At 65.3% G+C, this 16,536-nt stretch carries 6 protein-coding genes; 3 read left to right on the top strand and 3 right to left on the bottom strand.

Annotated elements, in window-relative coordinates:
* Positions 1-6: 6 nt before the first annotated feature.
* The 3 genes from ACVWY1_RS05115 to ACVWY1_RS05125 all read right to left on the bottom strand — a co-directional run bounded on the left by ACVWY1_RS05115 (position 7) and on the right by ACVWY1_RS05125 (position 12,803).
* Entirely contained in the window at positions 7-1,197 is a 1,191-nt protein-coding gene (locus ACVWY1_RS05115) for a cupin domain-containing protein (protein WP_277503399.1), read from the bottom strand.
* 153 nt (positions 1,198-1,350) lie between these two features.
* A complete protein-coding gene (locus ACVWY1_RS05120) occupies positions 1,351-1,512 on the bottom strand; it encodes a hypothetical protein (protein ID WP_173862437.1) in 162 nt (53 codons plus the stop codon).
* Between the two features lie 464 nt (positions 1,513-1,976).
* Positions 1,977-12,803 carry a peroxidase family protein gene (locus ACVWY1_RS05125; RefSeq protein WP_457377877.1) on the bottom strand — a complete coding sequence of 3,609 codons (10,827 nt, stop codon included), beginning with the start codon at positions 12,801-12,803 and terminating at the stop codon, positions 1,977-1,979.
* Positions 12,804-13,072: 269 nt separating this feature from the next.
* Here ACVWY1_RS05125 and ACVWY1_RS05130 point away from each other — a divergent pair, with 269 nt between their 5' ends.
* The 3 genes from ACVWY1_RS05130 to ACVWY1_RS05140 all read left to right on the top strand — a co-directional run bounded on the left by ACVWY1_RS05130 (position 13,073) and on the right by ACVWY1_RS05140 (position 16,536).
* A complete protein-coding gene (locus tag ACVWY1_RS05130; protein WP_457377878.1) occupies positions 13,073-13,303 on the top strand; it encodes a hypothetical protein in 231 nt (76 codons plus the stop codon).
* A gap of 152 nt (positions 13,304-13,455) precedes the next feature.
* Positions 13,456-15,192, top strand: coding sequence for a type I secretion system permease/ATPase (locus ACVWY1_RS05135; RefSeq protein WP_457377879.1), 1,737 nt, complete (start codon positions 13,456-13,458; stop codon positions 15,190-15,192).
* 6 nt (positions 15,193-15,198) lie between these two features.
* The gene (locus ACVWY1_RS05140; protein WP_457377880.1) at positions 15,199-16,536 is read left to right on the top strand and encodes an HlyD family type I secretion periplasmic adaptor subunit; all 1,338 of its coding nucleotides are present in this window, start codon (positions 15,199-15,201) and stop codon (positions 16,534-16,536) included.

The following is a 16,536-nucleotide window of genomic DNA, read 5'->3' on the forward strand; positions in this document are numbered from 1 at the left end:
TCATGTTCAGAACGCTTCCAGGCAGCCGGTGCGCGAGAGCACCTGGCCGACCACACACTGCTGCTCGGTAAGCACCTGCAGGGCATCATGGTTGTTCAGTTGCTCCAGCCATGCCCCATGGCTGCCGTCAGGGTCGTCCAGCACCACGCTGCGCGCGGCAGCGAAGACCCGCCGCTGTCCAACAGCACAACCTAACGCCGCCTGCTGACTGATGCGGAACGGTTCGCGCAACCGAATATGCTGCCCTATCGTAAGCGCCAGCGGCTCGTGCAAAGGGCGTTCCTCGCGCACCTGGGCCGAGATGGCCCGCGGCAGCTCCCAACCACCATTGCTGACCAGGCGATGCCAGTGATAGCCGAGGTACTCCGGCAGCGCACCGTCGCTCCAGCGCCGCAATGTATCGTCGAGCAGTTGCCCGAGCGGTAACAGCAGCGGGTTGCGACTGCCGAATGGCAGCAGTGCCGAAATGCCTTCCTGATCGAACGGCAGGCTTTGCTCACTGAGGTCGGGGATCACCCGGCGAGCGAGAAACCGGGTCAGCGGATAGGTATAGAACGGCAGCGCCACCGACACGGAATACTGGTCCTGCCGGCCAATGTGATAGACCGAGGCAGGCAGATACAACACGTCACCAGGCTTGAGCACGAACAGCTTGCCGGTCTTGAGCAACGCCTCGTAGGCGCCGGCATCGGCAAAGGTCGGTGCACGCCCTCCGGCGAGGGCCAGGTATTCTTCACGGGTCCAGCAATAGAAGTCCTTCACCCCGGGGCCGAGGTGGCAAAGGAAGGCATGCTCGAAGCCTTCATGGATACCGAAGGCCGTGCCGGCATAGTTGCCACAGAATGCGGCCTGTTCCACGCCGCCAATCGGCATGCCGCGGAACTCGAAGAACGAGCGGATGAAGCGACCGAAGTCTGCCGCCAGTTGCGGGCTGATTTGTTCAAGGTTGTTGATCACCAGGCTGAAGCGTTGCTTGCCGGTGAGGCGCTGCATGAAGGCGACCAGCGACTCGTTGTCGAGGCGAGGCTGCTCATGGGCCTGGTCGATAAGTTCATCCCGGCGTGCTTCGCCATCATAGACCCGAATACGGCAGTCGGTACTTTCGCGCAAAGTCTGCTCGGCCAGGGCATAAAACGCTTGCTCTACTTTTTGCGGCCCGGCAAAGCCTTCACTCAATGGCAGGACCGATTCAAACAAGCAAGGCGCCCGCCCGTTTGCGGTCTTCTGGTCAAAACCATCCCACAACTTTACGTCAAACATAGACAGACATTCCCTTGCGCCAATGAATAACAACGTTACGGTTGTATAAGCCGGTCACCGGCGGTTCCCGGTGGCCGGCTCTGGCAGCAATCAGGCGTCAGGACGCACGCCTGCCTTCATCGCGTCTGGCCGAACACCAGCCTTCATGGCATCCGGCCGCTCCCCGGCCTTGAGCGCATCCGGACGAACACCGGCTTTCAGGGCATCAGGGCGTACACCAGCTTTCATCATGTCCATTTCGAAAGTCATCATGCATGTTCCTTCTTGATGATTGGCAAACTAAGGTTGCCCGCACGCACAGGTACAACACTGGCCCCGGCAAAACTTGGAAGTTGCATCCAGTTCCACCACGCCAACTTGCTCAGGCCATTTGTTTTTGTACTTGCTGGTACAGACAGTTGTTTCAAACACGCTGTCGAAGTGGGGTTCGGCGGCGTCGGAGAAAAACTACCTTTTGCGTAGGAAATTACCAGAGCGGAAAGTGTTTCGACTTGTTTTAAAGTGCTCAACACATTGATTCAGCATTGAAAAAAGTCAAAAAAAGATAAAAGTCGGCAGGGCATCGGCAGGTGTCGAAGATGAGCGTTGCAGGTCTGTTCCAGGGTTTGTACGCAAAGCCGCTCGGGCACTTTTCGTACAAACCCTGAAACGCGCCTGCTGTCACGGCATGCCTGGTCTTGCAGGAGCAGGCATGCCTGTGATGTGACACACCATCTTCAGGACGTCAGGATAAAGTCCGCCGCCGTCACGCTGGTCGCGTCCCCCACCCCAACCAGGCGGATGGAGTCAGGCCCACCGAAACTCACCAGCGTATCGGCACCCACATCGGCAATGCTGACACTGACGGCAAAGGTCGCCGCGGTAATGCTCAGTGCCGTGATATCCAGCCGGTCCTGGCCGCCTGCCGGGGCGGCGTCGAAACCGAACACCTGATCGGTGCCGAAGCCCGCCGCGAACTGGAAGATATCGTTGCCGTCGTTGGCGACCAGCGTGTCGTTGCCAGCCCCGCCACTGACGATGTCGTCACCGGCACCGCCATCGACGAAGTCATTGCCGTTGCCACCCTGCACCACATCGTTGCCGCCCCCGCCCAGCACCGTGTCGTCGCCATCGCCACCGGCCAGCACATCGATGCCGACGCCACCATCGAGGTTGTCGTTGCCGGCCCCGGCCTGCAGCGTATCGTTGCCAACGCCGCCATTGAGCGTGTCGTTGCCGTCACCGCCGTCGAGGCTGTCATCGCCACCACCACCGTTGAGGCTGTCCGCGCCAAGACCACCGATCAACTGGTCGTTGCCGGCATCGCCATTGAGCGTGTCGTTGCCCGCGTTGCCGATAAGGGTGTCGTTGCCGCCGTCGCCGGTGAGCGTGTCGTTGCCGCCACCGCCGGTGATGACGTTGTTCAGCCCGTTGCCGGTGCCGACGAAATTGCCGACGCCGGTGTAGGTCAGGTTCTCGACGTTGGCACCCAGGCTGTAGCTGGCCAGCGCGGTCAGCACGGTGTCGGTACCACCACCGCCTGCCTCGACCACCACATCCGAGGCAGAGTCGACAATGTAGGTGTCGTTGCCGGCACCGCCTACCATTCGGTCACCACCTGCCCCGCCATCGAGCCGGTCGTTGCCGGCAGCACCCGTGAGGGTGTTGGCCAGTGCGTTGCCTAAACCTGCGAAGTTGCCGTTGCCGGTGTAGGTGAGGTTCTCGACATTGGCGCCCAGTTGGTAGCTGAGCAGGCTGGTCTGCACCAGGTCGGTGCCGCCACCGGCCACCTCGATGACACTGTCGCCTACATTGTCGACCACGAAGGTGTCGTTGCCGAGGCCACCGTCCATGGCGTCCGCGCCAAGGCCGCCGTTGAGGGTGTCGTTGCCGTCCTCCCCGAACAGTAAGTCATCGTCGTCGCCGCCGTTGAGGATGTCGTTGCCCACCCCGCCGAACAGCTGGTCGACGGCCCCCAGGCCATTGAGCGTGTCGTTGCCGCCCAGGCCACGCAGCACATCGTTGCCGACGCCACCGGTGAGGGTATTCGCCGCATTGGTACCCACCAGCGTGACGCCACTCAGCAGGCGCACCGCGGTGGTCGCCGCGGAGGTCACCGTCTCCTGGGCGCCGAAGCCGTCGGTGTAGCGCACGATCACCCGCAGTTGCTGGTTGCCCTGGGCGAAGCCCGGGGTGTAGCTAGCTGCGGTGGCGCCGGCGATGTTGACGAAGTTGCCAGCCACGCCCTGCTGCCACTGGAAGCTGAAGGCCCCCAGCCCGTCGAGGTCGGCGATGCCGGCGGTTGAGGCAGTCAGCAGTTGCCCCTGGTCCGGCGTGGTATCGCTGATCAGCACCGCGCCGGTCGGCGCGTCGTTGACGTTGGCCACCGGGCCGAGGATGTCGCTGGCGGCGCGCTCGGCCACGCCGAAGGTGTCCACGTAGCCCACCTGCACCCGCACATGCTGGCCGACCTGGGGCTGGCCGAGGGTAAAGGTACTGGCAGTAGCGCCGCCGATGTCAAGCCAGCCCCCACCGTTGTTCATCTGCCATTGGAAGGTGAACGGCGCGCCACCGATACCATCGGCGTCGACGATGGTAGCCGGGTTGGCGGTCAGTACCTGGTTCTGCGCCAGCAGCCCGGCCACGGCGGGCCCGCTGCTGGGCGCGCTGTTGGCCGACGAATCGACAATCTCCAGAGTGCCCTTGGCGTCCTGGTAGACCGCACGTACACGAATGTTCAGGCCGGCGACATCGTCCGCCACCCGATAAGTGCTGCCGGTCACCCGCGAGGCTTCGCCGGCGGCAACGAAGGTGATGTCCTCATACACGCCCGTGCCGGGGATGCTCTCGACCTGCCAGTAGTAAGCCACCGGCCCGTTCAGCGCGCCGTTCGGGTTGCCCGCGCCCTGGTTGTCGGCATCGTGCACCGCCAGGTTGCTGACCCGCAGCAGTTGGCCCGCGACCGGTGTGTCATCGCGCAGGCCGCTGGCATCGTCGACGATCGCCAGGTGACCGGTAGGGCCGTTGTTGATGGCGCTGCCCACGCCCGAGGCCAGGGCGCCGTCGGCGAACTGCAAGCGCTCGATGCCAGTCAGGCGGTCGGCGCCGTCGCGCCCGACCACCGTGTCGGTGACGATCACGGTGTTGCCCTCGATGACGATACGGTAGTCGGTGGCAATGCCCGAGAACAGCGCGGTGTCGTACTGGTCGGTACCGCTGAGGATCTCCCGCACGATCACCAGCTGGCCGGGGTTGTAGGTGCCCTTGAGCATCAGTGGCACCATCGGTTCCATGCTGTCGAACGAAGCGATTTCCGCCCCGCTGCCGTCGTTGTTGGCACGCACGCTGATGCGCACGTTCAGCCACTTGTCGCCATCGAGGATGTCGTCGCCGCCACGCCCTTCGATCAGGTCGCTGCCGCTGCCGCCGAGGATGATGTTGCCGCCGTCGTAGAAGGTCGCGCCGGCGCGCAGCAGCCCGGCCAAGCCGTTGATCAGGCTGATGTTGGTGAGCACGCTGCCGGTGGCCCCGGCAGTCGGCAGCGAGGTGGCGTCCTCGTTGTCGCCGCGCAGGAAGTCGCCATGCGCCGAGCCCGAAAGGCCTTCCATGATGTCGAAGCGCACCAGCGCCGAGGCCCCCGAGCCCGGAACCGGCGGCACATCGAAGAAGCGGTCGCTGTAGTCGATGCTCACGCCCTGGGCCAGGCCCTTGAAGGTTGCCCAGTCATAGCCCGAGCCGCCGATGTAGCGATCGCCGAAGCCGAGGCTGCCGACCATGATGTCGTCACCGCCCTCGCCGTTGAACTTGTCGTTCTCGTTGCCGCCGACGAACACGTCGTTACCGATCACCGGGTCGTTGCCAAGCGGGTCGAAGTTGTCGCCGGGAGCCCCGTCCGAGGTACCCTTTTCGATCCAGTCATCGCCTTCGTTGCCCATGTCCTGCTCGTTGGCCTTGCTGCCGAGGATGAAGTCGTTGCCCTGGCCGCCGATGGCTTCGGAGGCATCCTCGCCGGTGACGATGAAGTCGTTGCCGAAGCCGCCGATGATCAGGTTGACGCCATTGCCACCATGCAGCACATCGTTGCCGTCTCCGCCCTGGATGTTGTCGTCGCCGCCCATGTCGCTGATGATGTCGTCGCCGGCGCCACCGCGCAGCTGGTCGTTGCCGTAGCCCCCTTCGATACGATCGTTGCCGCCATCACCCCAGACCGTGTCATCACCTTCGCTGGAAACGAGGATGTCATCGCCCTGGGTGCCGCCCAGCACGATGTGCTGGTCACCGGCATAGCGGATGTAGTTGCTGTCGGGGCCATCGGTCAGCGGGCTGTCGCGGAACACCACTTGCTGGCCGTTTTCACCCAGCGGGTCGGCGTTGCCCAGGCCATCGTTGTACTGCTTGTCGCGATCCAGTTCCAGGTAGAAACCGGGATCGGAGAACACCAGCCCCGGCAAGTGGGTGGCCGAGGTGTTGGCCATGATCAGCTTGGCGAACGAGTTGCTCTCAAGCTCCGCGTTCATCGACAGGCCGGCGGTGCGCTCCAGGTAGTAGAAACGGTCGCCGTCCTGGAGTTTCTCCAGCTGGTTCTCGAACACGAAATTGAAGGTGCTGCCGAGCATGCCGCCGAACGGCGTCTTGGCCTCGGCCAGACCGCCGATCCACAGGTCGATGGCATCGACGCCGGTCACCGTCACACCCTTGAGGTCATCGGCAGTGCCCATCACCCCATCCTTGCCGGCCAGGGCCACGTTGGCCCAGGTGCCGCTGCCGTTGAGGAAGTCCAGGCGGTCGCTCGGCGCGCCAGCGCCGCCGAATACCAGGGCCAGCGCCGCGGCACGCTTGTCGTCCAAGGTGATGGCCGAGGTGATGCTGCCGTGGGTGCCATAGGCTGCAATGAAGTTGATCAGCGACTCCGGATGCTTCAAGTGCTGCACCAGGTCGACCCAACTGGTATAGGGCTTGAGCTGGGTGTCTCCGGTCTGCCCGAAGATGTCGCGGCGCACGGCGTTGAGCGATGGGATGCCGACATCGCGGCCACGGGCGATGTTGATCGCCGGCAGGTCCAGTGGCAGGCCGAGCAGGTTGTTGCGCAGCGCCTCGGTGACGAACTCGTCGATCTCGTTGCCGGCCTGGCGGGTCACCCCACGCACGATGGCGCTGGTCGCCTCCTCCGGCGTCACGCCGCTGGCGGCATACGCCAACGGGTTGAGGAATGCCGCGATCAGGCCGAGCTGCTGCTCGGGGTTGGCGCTGGTCGGGTCACCGATCACTTTGAAGTCGATGTCGAAACGGTCGACGGTTTCGGTCAGCATCGAGTGACCGAAGCGGTACACGGTGTGCGCGAACTCGGCGACGATCGAGGCATCGAGGTCGACGTCGTAGACCTGGGTCGGGGCGAAGAACAAGTCCACGCGCGGCTGGATGGTACGGGCAAACTCCTCGAACACCAGGTGCTGGTACTGCATCTCGGTGCCGAACTTGGCCGCCTGGAACAACCGCTCGCCGTTCCACACCAGCGCATCGACCTCTGCCTGGCTGACAGGCAAGGCGCTGACCGGCGCGAGCAGCCATTCGTTGAGGAAGGCCAGGTCGCCCGAGTCGAGCACGGTGTCCTGGGTCTGCGCTACCAGCCGGTTGTGCTCGGCGTGGAAGATCGCATGCACCGCCGTCAGACCGATGTTCTCGTTGACCCGGCCATCGCCGGCGATGTAGTGGGCGTCCAGCAGTTCGTTGTCGTAGGCCAGGTTGGCGCCGGTGTGCGGGTTGACCGGCACGGCATTGCCGATGGCAGCGTCGGCGTCGGGAGCCAGCACTCCACCGGTGAACACTGGCACGGCATTGTGGGCGATATCGGCAAGGAACTGGTGGCCGGTGCGCACCGCGTTGGTCAGGTCGATCGGCGCCAGCGGGTTGCCTTCGACCAGCACGTCGTCAGCAGTGCCGCCCAGGCCGTCGGCGCCCTTCATCACCACCATCGGATAGCCATGCGGCCCTTTGATGAAGTTGCCATAGGCGTCAGTGGCCAGCAGCGGCACATTGTCGACGTCGGCGTCGGTCAGGCGGAGGCCGAGAATGTCGTTGGCCTGGGCCTTGACCACCTTCCAGGTGGCCATGCCACCGATCTCGCTGTCGTCGCCGGTACCGAACTTGCCGTCGCTACCCAGGTCGCGGTTGGTGATCAGCCGGCCAGTGGCGATGGGACCGCTGGCGGTGAGCTGGTAGCCACGCAGGAACACTTGGTGCGAGGGGTGCGAGCTGTAGGTCTGGTTCTGGTCCACGAACGGCGTGGTGGTGTTGCTGTGCTCATGGATGTCATCGGCGGTGCCGAGGATGCCGTCCGGCCCTGGCAGGTTGGTGGCTCGGGTCAGCACCATGAAGTTGGCGGCGCCGCCTGGCACGTACAGCGGATCGTCCGGCTGCAGGGGGATGAAGATGGTCCCCGAACCGCCCTTGGTGACCAGGTCCAGGCCATGGTCGAAGAACTGGCCGAAGAAGGTCATCCAGGCGTTGAACGGCGCCGACAGCCCGGCATCCGCCGAGGTGTTCTCGAACAGGAAGACATCATGGTCGTCGCTGGTGCCGAACTGGCCGTCCATGCCCGGGCTGGCGACCACCCGCACACCGTCCTTGAGCTGATCGTCATTGCCGGGGGTGCCGAAGTCCAGCACGCCGTTGGCGCCGGGGTCGTAGGCACTGGCGTATGCCGCCGGGTTGTTCGAGGTCTGGTCGACGATCAGGTTGCTGATGGTGCGTGGCTGCGAGTCGAACACGTAGCCGCTGGTCTGCTGGTAGGACGAGCCGGGAATGGCCGGCGAACCCGGACCGAAGAACCCGGCGGGCGCGCCCTCGGCAGCGTTGAACACAGGGTCGGTCAGACGCGGGAAGACATGGTCGGCGGCGCCGTAGCCGGTGTGGTCGTGGCCATTGAGGTTCATCAGGTTGTTGTTCGAGCCGTCGACCGCACGCAGGCCCAGGGGCGCGCGGATGTTGGGGATCAACGAGAGGATGTCGTGCCCGGCGGCGTCCGCCTCGGCGATCTTGATCTGGGCCAGGATGAAGTTGAGGTCGGAGCGGACCATGTGCAGGCCATCGCCCCCCGCACTGGCATCGACCACCGGCGTCGGCGCAGTCGGCACCACGGGGGCACCGGCCTCGACCACGCTGGTGGGCGCGCTGAACAGTACCTCGGTGGTGCCATGGCCATCCTGGTAGATCGCCTTGACCCGCAGCGACAGCCCCGCCAGGTCCGGCGACACCTTGAACGCGGTGCCATCGGCGCTCTGGAACGCCAGGTCGCCGGCCGGCAGCAGGATGATGTCCTGGAACACGCCGCTGCCGGGATCGGCCTCGAACTGCCAGTAGTAGGACACCGAGGCATTGGCCAGGGTGCCCAGCGGGTTGCCCGCCGTGACATTGTCGCCATCACGCACGCCGGCCATGCTCACGCTGAGGATATCGCCGACGGTGATCGCACCACCGTTGCCGTCGCTGAGGCTCGGGCTGCCGGTCGGCTGCGCGTTCAGCCCCGGCACCAGCACGCGCTGGGCATCGGCGAACTGCAGGCGCTCGATATGCAGCAGGGTATCGGTGCCGTCACGCCCGGCCACGGTGTCGGTGACGGTCCACACATCGTCCGCCAGGTCGGCGGTACCACGGGTGTCCTGGGTCACCGCGTACTCGGCCTGCACCCCGGAAAAGACCGCGGTGTCGAAGGCGGCGCCGCCGGTCGAGGTGCCGGGCAGGATCTCGCGGATGGCCTTGAGCTGGCCCGGGTTGTAGGTGCGATCGAGCATGAACGGGATCATCTCGACCATGCTGTCGAAGCTGGCGATCTCGGCCCCTGTGTGGTCGACGTCATCCGCGGCGTAGACCGCGATGCGCACGTTGAGCCACTTGTCACCATCGATCAGGTCGTCACCGCCACGGCCTTCGATCAAGTCGCTGCCATTGCCGCCCAGCAGGATGTTGCCGGTGGCGAAGCCGGTAGTCGGCAGCCCGGCGTCGGCAAGGAACTGCGCCAACCCGCGGATCAGCGCAACATTGCTCAGAGCACTGCCCGTCGTGCCGCCATGGTTGAGGATGGTCACCGCATCGACGTCATCGCCCTTGAGCACGTCGGCGAAGCGCGAACCGGACAGGCCCTCGACCTCGGCGAAGCGGTCGAGGATCGACGCCGGCGAGGCGCCGACCGGGTTGAACACCCCGGCGTTCTGGTTCGGCGCGTTGCCATGGGGCTGCGCCAACGCGGCCAGGCTCAGGTCGGCGGTGACGCCGACCTGGTCGTTCTTGTAGGTGACCCAGTCGAAGCCGGACATGCCGTCCATCTTGTCCTGGGCATCGCTGCCGACGAAGATGTCGTCGCCGCCCTCACCGATCATTTCGTCGAATCCGCCGCCACCGACGAAGATATCGTTGCCCACCACTTCATCGGTGAGCAGCGGCGCGAAGTTGTCGCCCGGTGCGCCGTCCTGGGTGCCCTTCTCGATCCAGTCGTCGCCCTCGTTGCCGGTGGGCGGCAGGTTGGTCTTGGCGCCAAGGATGAAGTCGTCGCCCTGGCCGCCGAAGGTGGTGCTGATGTCTTCGGTGGTGATGATGAAGTCCTGGCCATCGCCGCCAAGGATCAGGTTGCCGGCAGCAAGCATGCTGCCCGCCACGATTACATCGTTGCCGGCGTTGCCCTCCAGGCGGTTGTCGCCGAACGCATCGGTGATGATGTCGTCGCCTGCACCACCGAGGACGGCGTCGTTACCGGCGCCGCCCTCGAGATAGTCGTTGCCGCCATCGCCATACAGCGTGTCGTCGCCTTCGCCGGAGATGATGATGTCGTCGCCCGAAGTACCGCCGAGCACCACATGGTCTTCGCCGGTGTAGTGCAGGTAGTTGCCATCCGGCCCCACGGTATCTGGGTTGTCCCGAATCACCAGCGGCACGATCTCCACGCCGTTGATCTGCAGGCCGCCGGTAGGGTCGGCGCGACCGTCACCGCCCAGCCCGGTGAACTGGTTGGCCTGGTTTACCTCCAGGGTGAAGGTCGGCGTCAGGAACACAGTGTTGGACAGGTGGGTGACATCCGAGTTGGCCATGATCAGCTTGGCGAACGAGTTGTTTTCCAGCTCCGCGCCGAAGTTCAGCCCGGCGGTACGCGCCAGGTAGTAGAAGCGGTCGCCGTTCTGCAGGGCCTCCAGCTGGGTCTCGAAGACGAAGTTGAAGGACGAGCCGAGCATGCCGCCGAAGGGCATCTTCTGTTCGGCCAGGCCGCCCACCCAGAAGTCGATGGCATCGACCCCGGTGACCGTCACCCCGGTCAGGTCGTCCGCGGTGCCCAGCACGCCGTCCTTGCCGGCCTTGGTCACGTTGGCCCAGCTGCCGGTGCCATTGAGGAACTCCAGGCGGTCGGCGGGTGCGCCGCTGCCCCCCAGCACCAACGCCAGCGCCGCGGCGCGTTTGTCGGCCAGAGTCGCCGCCGAGGTGATGGTGCCATGGGTGCCATAGGCGGCGATGAAGTTGACCAGCGACGCCGGGTGCTTGAGGTGGTCGGCAAAGTCGACCCAGCTGATATAGGGCTTGAGCTGGCTGTCGCCGGTCATCGCGTAGAACTCGCGCCGCGCCTCGTTGAGCGAGGGGATACCGGTATCACGACCACGCGCCAGGTTCAGTGCCGGTAGGTCCAGGGGCAGGCCGAGCAGGTTGTTGCGCAGTGCCTCGGTGACGAACTCGTCGATCTCGTTGCCGAGCTGGCGGGTCACGCCGCGGATGATCGCCCCGGCCGCTTCATCAGCGGTGGCACCACTGCCGGCGAAGGCCAGCGGGTTGAGGAAGGCGGCGATCAGGCCCAGTTGCTGGTCCGGGTTGTCCGGGTCGCTGAGAATCGGGTTGAACGCCGGATCGAAGCGGTCGACGGTCTCGGTCAGCATCGAGTGGCCGAAGCGGTACACCACATGGGCGAACTCGGCGAGAATCGCCGGGTTGATCGAGGTGTCGTAGCCGTTGGGCGCGAGGAACTCGTCGATCTGCGGCTGGAGGGTACGGGCGAACTCCTCGAACACCAGGTGCTGGTACTGCATCTCGGTACCGAACTTGGCGGCCTGGAACAGGCGCTCGCCGTTCCACACCAACGCGGCCACCTCGGCGGGCGTAGCGGGCAGTGCGACCACGTCGATGGCCAGCCACGCGTTGAGAAACGCCAGGTCGCCGGAGGCAAGCACGGTGTCCTTGGTCTGCTGGACCAGGCGGTTGTGCTCGGAGTGGAACACGTGGTGCACGGCGGTCAGGCCGATGTTCTCGTTGACCCGGCCGTCACCGGCGATGTAGTGGGCGTCGAGCAGTTCGTTGTCGTAGCTCAAGTTGTTGCCACCCGGGCCCATGGGCTGGACATTGCCCACGGTAGTATCGGCGTCGGCCTGCAGCACTCCGCCCACCAGCACCGGCTCGGCGTTGTGGGCGATGTCGTCGAGGAAGCCGTGGCCCGTGCTCACGGCATTGGCCAGGCTGATGGGCGCGGCGCGGTTGCCTTCGACCAGCTGGGTGACGTCGTCGGCGGTCCCGGCAATGCCGTCGGCACCATTGCCCACGCGGATCACCACCTGCGGCATGCCGTTGGGCCCGCGCAGGAAGTTGCCATAGGCGTCGGTGGCCAGCAGTGGCACCCGATGCACGTCGGCGTCGGTCAGGTTGATGCCGAGAATGTCGCGGGCCTGGGCCTTGACCACGGCCCAGGTAGCCATGCCGCCATTCTCGGCATTGCCGTCGTCGCTGGTGCCGAACTTGCCATCGGCGCCCAGGTCGCGATTGGTAATCAGACGCCCGGTCGCCACCGGATGGCCGCTCGCGTCGAGGGCGTACTCGCGCAGGAACACCTGGTGCGAGGGGTGCGAACTGTAGGTCTGGCTCTGGTCGACGAAGGGCGAGGTAGTGTTGGGCTGGCCATCGTCGGCGGTGCCGAGCACGCCATCGGCGCCAGCCGTGCGCACGGCACGCGACAGCACCATGAAATTGGTCGGACTGTTGGCCACGTAAAGCGGATCATCAGGTTGCAACGGGATGAACACGATCTCGCTGCTGCTCTTGGTGACCAGGTCCAGGCCATGGTCGAAGAACTGGCCAAAAAAGGTCATCCAGGCGTTGAAACCGGCGGTCAGGCCAGCGTCCGGCGACTGGTTGGGGATGAAGAACACTGCTTTGTCGTCCGCGGTGCCGAACACCCCGTCGATGCCGGGGCTGAGCACCGGCGCAGCACCGCCGTTGGCCTCGACCGCGGCCGGGTTGCTGGCCGTCTGGTCGACGATCAGGTTGCTGATGATGCGTGGCTGGCTGTCGACCACCATGCCGGTGCCGGCATAGGCCGCCCGGTACTGGGCATCCATCAGGCGCAGGAAGGCGTTGTCGGCGGCGCCGAATTCGCTTTGCCCGGCCACCAGGTTGTTGTAGCTGCCATCGACGGTGCGCAGGCCAAACGGCACCTGGCTGTTGGGCAGCAGGTCGATGAGGCTGGCGCCGTTGGCATGGGCCTCGGCGATGAAGATCTGCTGGAGGATGAATTGCAGGTCGGACTTGCTGAAATTGGCCATGTTGGCTGACCTCGATCTGTCGGGCGGCGGGCAGGCGCAGGCGCTCGCCACGCCCGGTCATTGGCGTGCACGGTTATGCGGTTCGGTTGCCTAGTGGCGAACACGGGCGCAGCCCGCCGAGCGGGATACGAACCTGGAATTCGCGGGGTTCAGGGCTCGCCGACGATCAGGCGCGGCGCTCCCGGGCCCTGGGTGGGCCATGGTTTCGCGAGTAGGAGGGGAACATCCTGTAGAGCCCATTCACTCGGCACAAGAACAGGAAACGAGTCATGTTCTGCTCCTACAGGAATGTCGACGGAGGATTCGCGGAGGGGTCGGGGCGACAGCAGGCCTGCGGCGAAAGTTCCCACGAACTGATTAAGACTAAAGTTGCGCTGCAAAATCTTGTCAATATTTCGTCAGAAAAAAACCTTGCCAGCGATAATGGTTATCAACCCACTGTTTTTAATAGGAACTTGAAGGAATCCATAGAGCAAAAAGATATTACAAGATGTTTCTGAGGAACCTACTCTGCTGCTTGTGGGCTGCTTGCACTGTATTCGGAAAACGCGCCAAAAGAGCGACCAACCTTTCTGCAAACCAGCAACCACAAGGCTTCTAGCCCGACCGCCGCAACGGCGGACGGCTTTTGCGCAGAGGGAGGCTCCCCCCGATGACCAGGCATCCAGGTACCCGCTCAGAGCTGGCCGAGGCAGTGTTTCATTTGCGACGCAGCTTCTATGCCCTGGCGGTGTTCAGTGGGGTGATAAACGTCATGATGTTGACACCTGCGGTGTACATGCTGCAGGTGTACGACCGCGCGTTGGTCAGCCGCAACCTCACTACCCTGGGCATGCTGACGGTGCTGGTGACGGGCCTGTTCCTGCTGATGACCGCTCTGGAGCTGCTGCGCAGCCGAGTACTGGTGCGGGTTGGCAATCGCCTGGACATGGCGCTGAACCGGCGCCTGTTCAGTGCCGCCTTCGAGCGCAACCTCAGCCGTGCCGGCGGCAGCCCCGGCCAGGCCCTGCAGGACCTGGCACAGGTGCGCCAGTTCCTCACCGGCAATGGCCTGTTCGCCTTCTTCGACGCGCCCTGGACACCGATCTACCTGCTGGTCGCCTACCTGATCCACCCATTGCTGGGGCTGGTCACGCTGGTCGGCTCGCTGATCCTAGCGGCCCTGGCCTGGCTCACCGAGAAAGCCACCAAGCAACCGCTGTCCGAGGCCAACCACGCCGCCCTCGCCTGCGCCCACTACGCCAACAACAACCTGCACAATGCCGAAGTGATCGAGGCCATGGGCATGCTGCCGTCGATCAGCCAGCGCTGGTTCCAGAGCCACCTGCGCATCCTGCAGATGCAGACCCTGGCCTCCGACCGCGCCGCCGTCATCGGCAGCATCGGGCGCTTCGTGCGCATCACCTTGCAGTCGTTGATCCTCGGCACCGGCGCCCTGCTGGCCATCGAAGGCAAGATCACCCCCGGCATGATGATCGCCTGCTCGATCCTCACCGGCCGTGCGCTGGGCCCGGTGGAACAGGTGATCGCCGCGTGGAAACCGCTGCTCGGTTGCCGTCTGGCCTGGAGCCGCCTCAACGGCCTGCTGCAAGACTACCCGCAGCGCCCGCCGAGCATGTCGCTGCAACGGCCCGTGGGCATGCTTGCCGTGGAGAACGTCTACGCCGGGGCGCCCGGTACCAGCAACACCATCCTGCGCGGGGTCAGCCTGAGCCTGTTGCCGGGCGAAAGCCTCGGCGTCATCGGCCCCTCGGCGTCCGGCAAGTCGACCCTGGCCCGGCTGCTGGTCGGGGTATGGCCAGCCCAGGCCGGCAAGGTGCGCCTGGACGGCGCCGACATCTTCACCTGGAACAAACGCGAACTGGGCCCCTGGCTCGGCTACCTGCCCCAGGACGTGGAGCTGTTCGAAGGCAGCATCGCCGACAACATCGCCCGCTTTGGCGAGGTGGACAGCGACGCGGTCATCCGCGCCGCCAGGAGCGCCGGCGTGCACGACATGATCCTGCGCTTTGCGCAGGGCTACGACACCCGCCTGGACAGCGACGGCAGCCCGTTGTCCGGTGGCCAGAAGCAGCGCATCGCCCTGGCCCGCGCCTTGTACGGCGAACCCAACCTGATCGTGCTGGATGAGCCGAACGCCAACCTAGACGACGTCGGCGAAAAAGCCCTGGTCGACGCCCTGGCCGAGCTCAAGGGCCGCGGCGCCACCGTGGTGCTGATCTCGCACCGCCCCAACGTGCTCTGCGCCGTCGACAAGGTACTGATGCTGCGCGATGGCGGCGTGCAGATGTTCGGCAGCCGCGACGAAGTGTTCGCCGCCCTGCGCACGGCCAGCGTCATCCCCGCTGGCACCGCGCCCCCACTGGCCGCCGTCAAGGCAAGGGAGTGACCGATCATGTCCACCACCGCGCATACCGAACTGCTTGCCGCCAACACCGAGCTGCTCGACCTGGACGTTGGCAAACCCGTGCGCTGGGGCCTGTGGCTGGTGCTCGCCGGCTTCGGCGGCTTTCTCCTGTGGGCCTGGCTGGCGCCGCTGGACGCCGGCGTGGTCGCCACCGGCACGGTCAAGGTCACCAGCAACCGCAAGGCCGTGCAGCACCTGAGCGGCGGCACCGTGGAAGCGATTCTCGTGCACGAAGGCGAGCGGGTCGGCAAAGGCCAGCCGCTGGTGCGCCTGGATGCCCTGCATGCCGTGGCCGAACATGGCGCGGTCAGCGCCCAGTACATCGTCAGCAAGACCGTGGAGAACCGCCTGGAAGCCGAGCGAGATGGGCGCGACACGGTCATCTTCGCCCCCGAACTGCTCAGGCAATACGCAGGTGACCCGCGCCTGCTGGCGGCCATGGACCTGCAACAGCGCCTGCTCGATACGCGCCGCGCGGGGCTCGCCGGGGAGATCAGCATCCTCGAGGAAAACCTCGCCGCTTCGGCGGTGCAGCTCAAGGGCCTGCAGCAGGTGTACGGCGCCCGCGCCTCGCAGATCGGCTTCCTCGGCCAGGAGCTGCAAGGCACGCGCATGCTCGCGGCCGAAGGCTACGTGCCGCGCAACCGCTTGCTGGAGCTCGAGCGCAGCAATGCCGACCTCTCCGCCGGCCAGGCGGAGAACCTCAACAACATCGCCCGGGTGCGCAGCCAGGTCACCGAGCTCAAGCTGCGCGTCCTGCAACGTCGCCACGACTACCTCAAGGAAGTGCAGTCGCAGTTGACCGACACCGCCAAGGAGAGCACCACCCTGGCCGACCGCCTGCGCGCCCTGGACGACGAGGTGACTCACACAGTCATCCGCGCGCCCATCGACGGTATGGTCCAGGCCCTGGGCATCGCCACCGTTGGCGGGGTGGTGCAGCCCGGCGCGCGGATCATGGAGGTGGTCCCGCTCGACGAGCCGCTGCAGGTCGACGCGATGATCCCGGTGCAGGCTATCGACAAGATGACGCCGGGGCTGGCCGTGGACATCGCCTTCCCCGCTTTCAACCATGCCAGCACGCCGAACATCCCCGGGCGCGTGCTGACCGTCTCCGCCGACCGCCTGCTCGACGAGGAGAGCAAGCAGCCGTTCTACCTGGCCCAGGTGGAGGTCACGGCCGACGGCATGGACCTGCTCGGTAGCAACCATATCCGCCCGGGCATGCCGGCCACCGTCACCATCAAGACCGGCGAGCGCAACCTGCTCAGCTACCTGCTCAAGCCCCTGCTTGAACGCGTCGACGCTGCGTTCAAGGAGCAATGA

The sequence above is a fragment of the Pseudomonas sp. TE6288 genome (genome assembly GCF_054062095.1).

What these genes read in the sequence shown, in the direction of transcription:
- ACVWY1_RS05135 (WP_457377879.1), top strand. Translation starts at nt 13,456, where the DNA reads ATGACCAGGCATCCAGGTACCCGCTCAGAGCTGGCCGAGGCAGTGTTT.
- ACVWY1_RS05120 (WP_173862437.1), bottom strand. Translation starts at nt 1,512, where the DNA reads ATGATGACTTTCGAAATGGACATGATGAAAGCTGGTGTACGCCCTGAT.
- ACVWY1_RS05125 (WP_457377877.1), bottom strand. Translation starts at nt 12,803, where the DNA reads ATGGCCAATTTCAGCAAGTCCGACCTGCAATTCATCCTCCAGCAGATC.
- ACVWY1_RS05130 (WP_457377878.1), top strand. Translation starts at nt 13,073, where the DNA reads ATGTTCTGCTCCTACAGGAATGTCGACGGAGGATTCGCGGAGGGGTCG.
- ACVWY1_RS05140 (WP_457377880.1), top strand. Translation starts at nt 15,199, where the DNA reads ATGTCCACCACCGCGCATACCGAACTGCTTGCCGCCAACACCGAGCTG.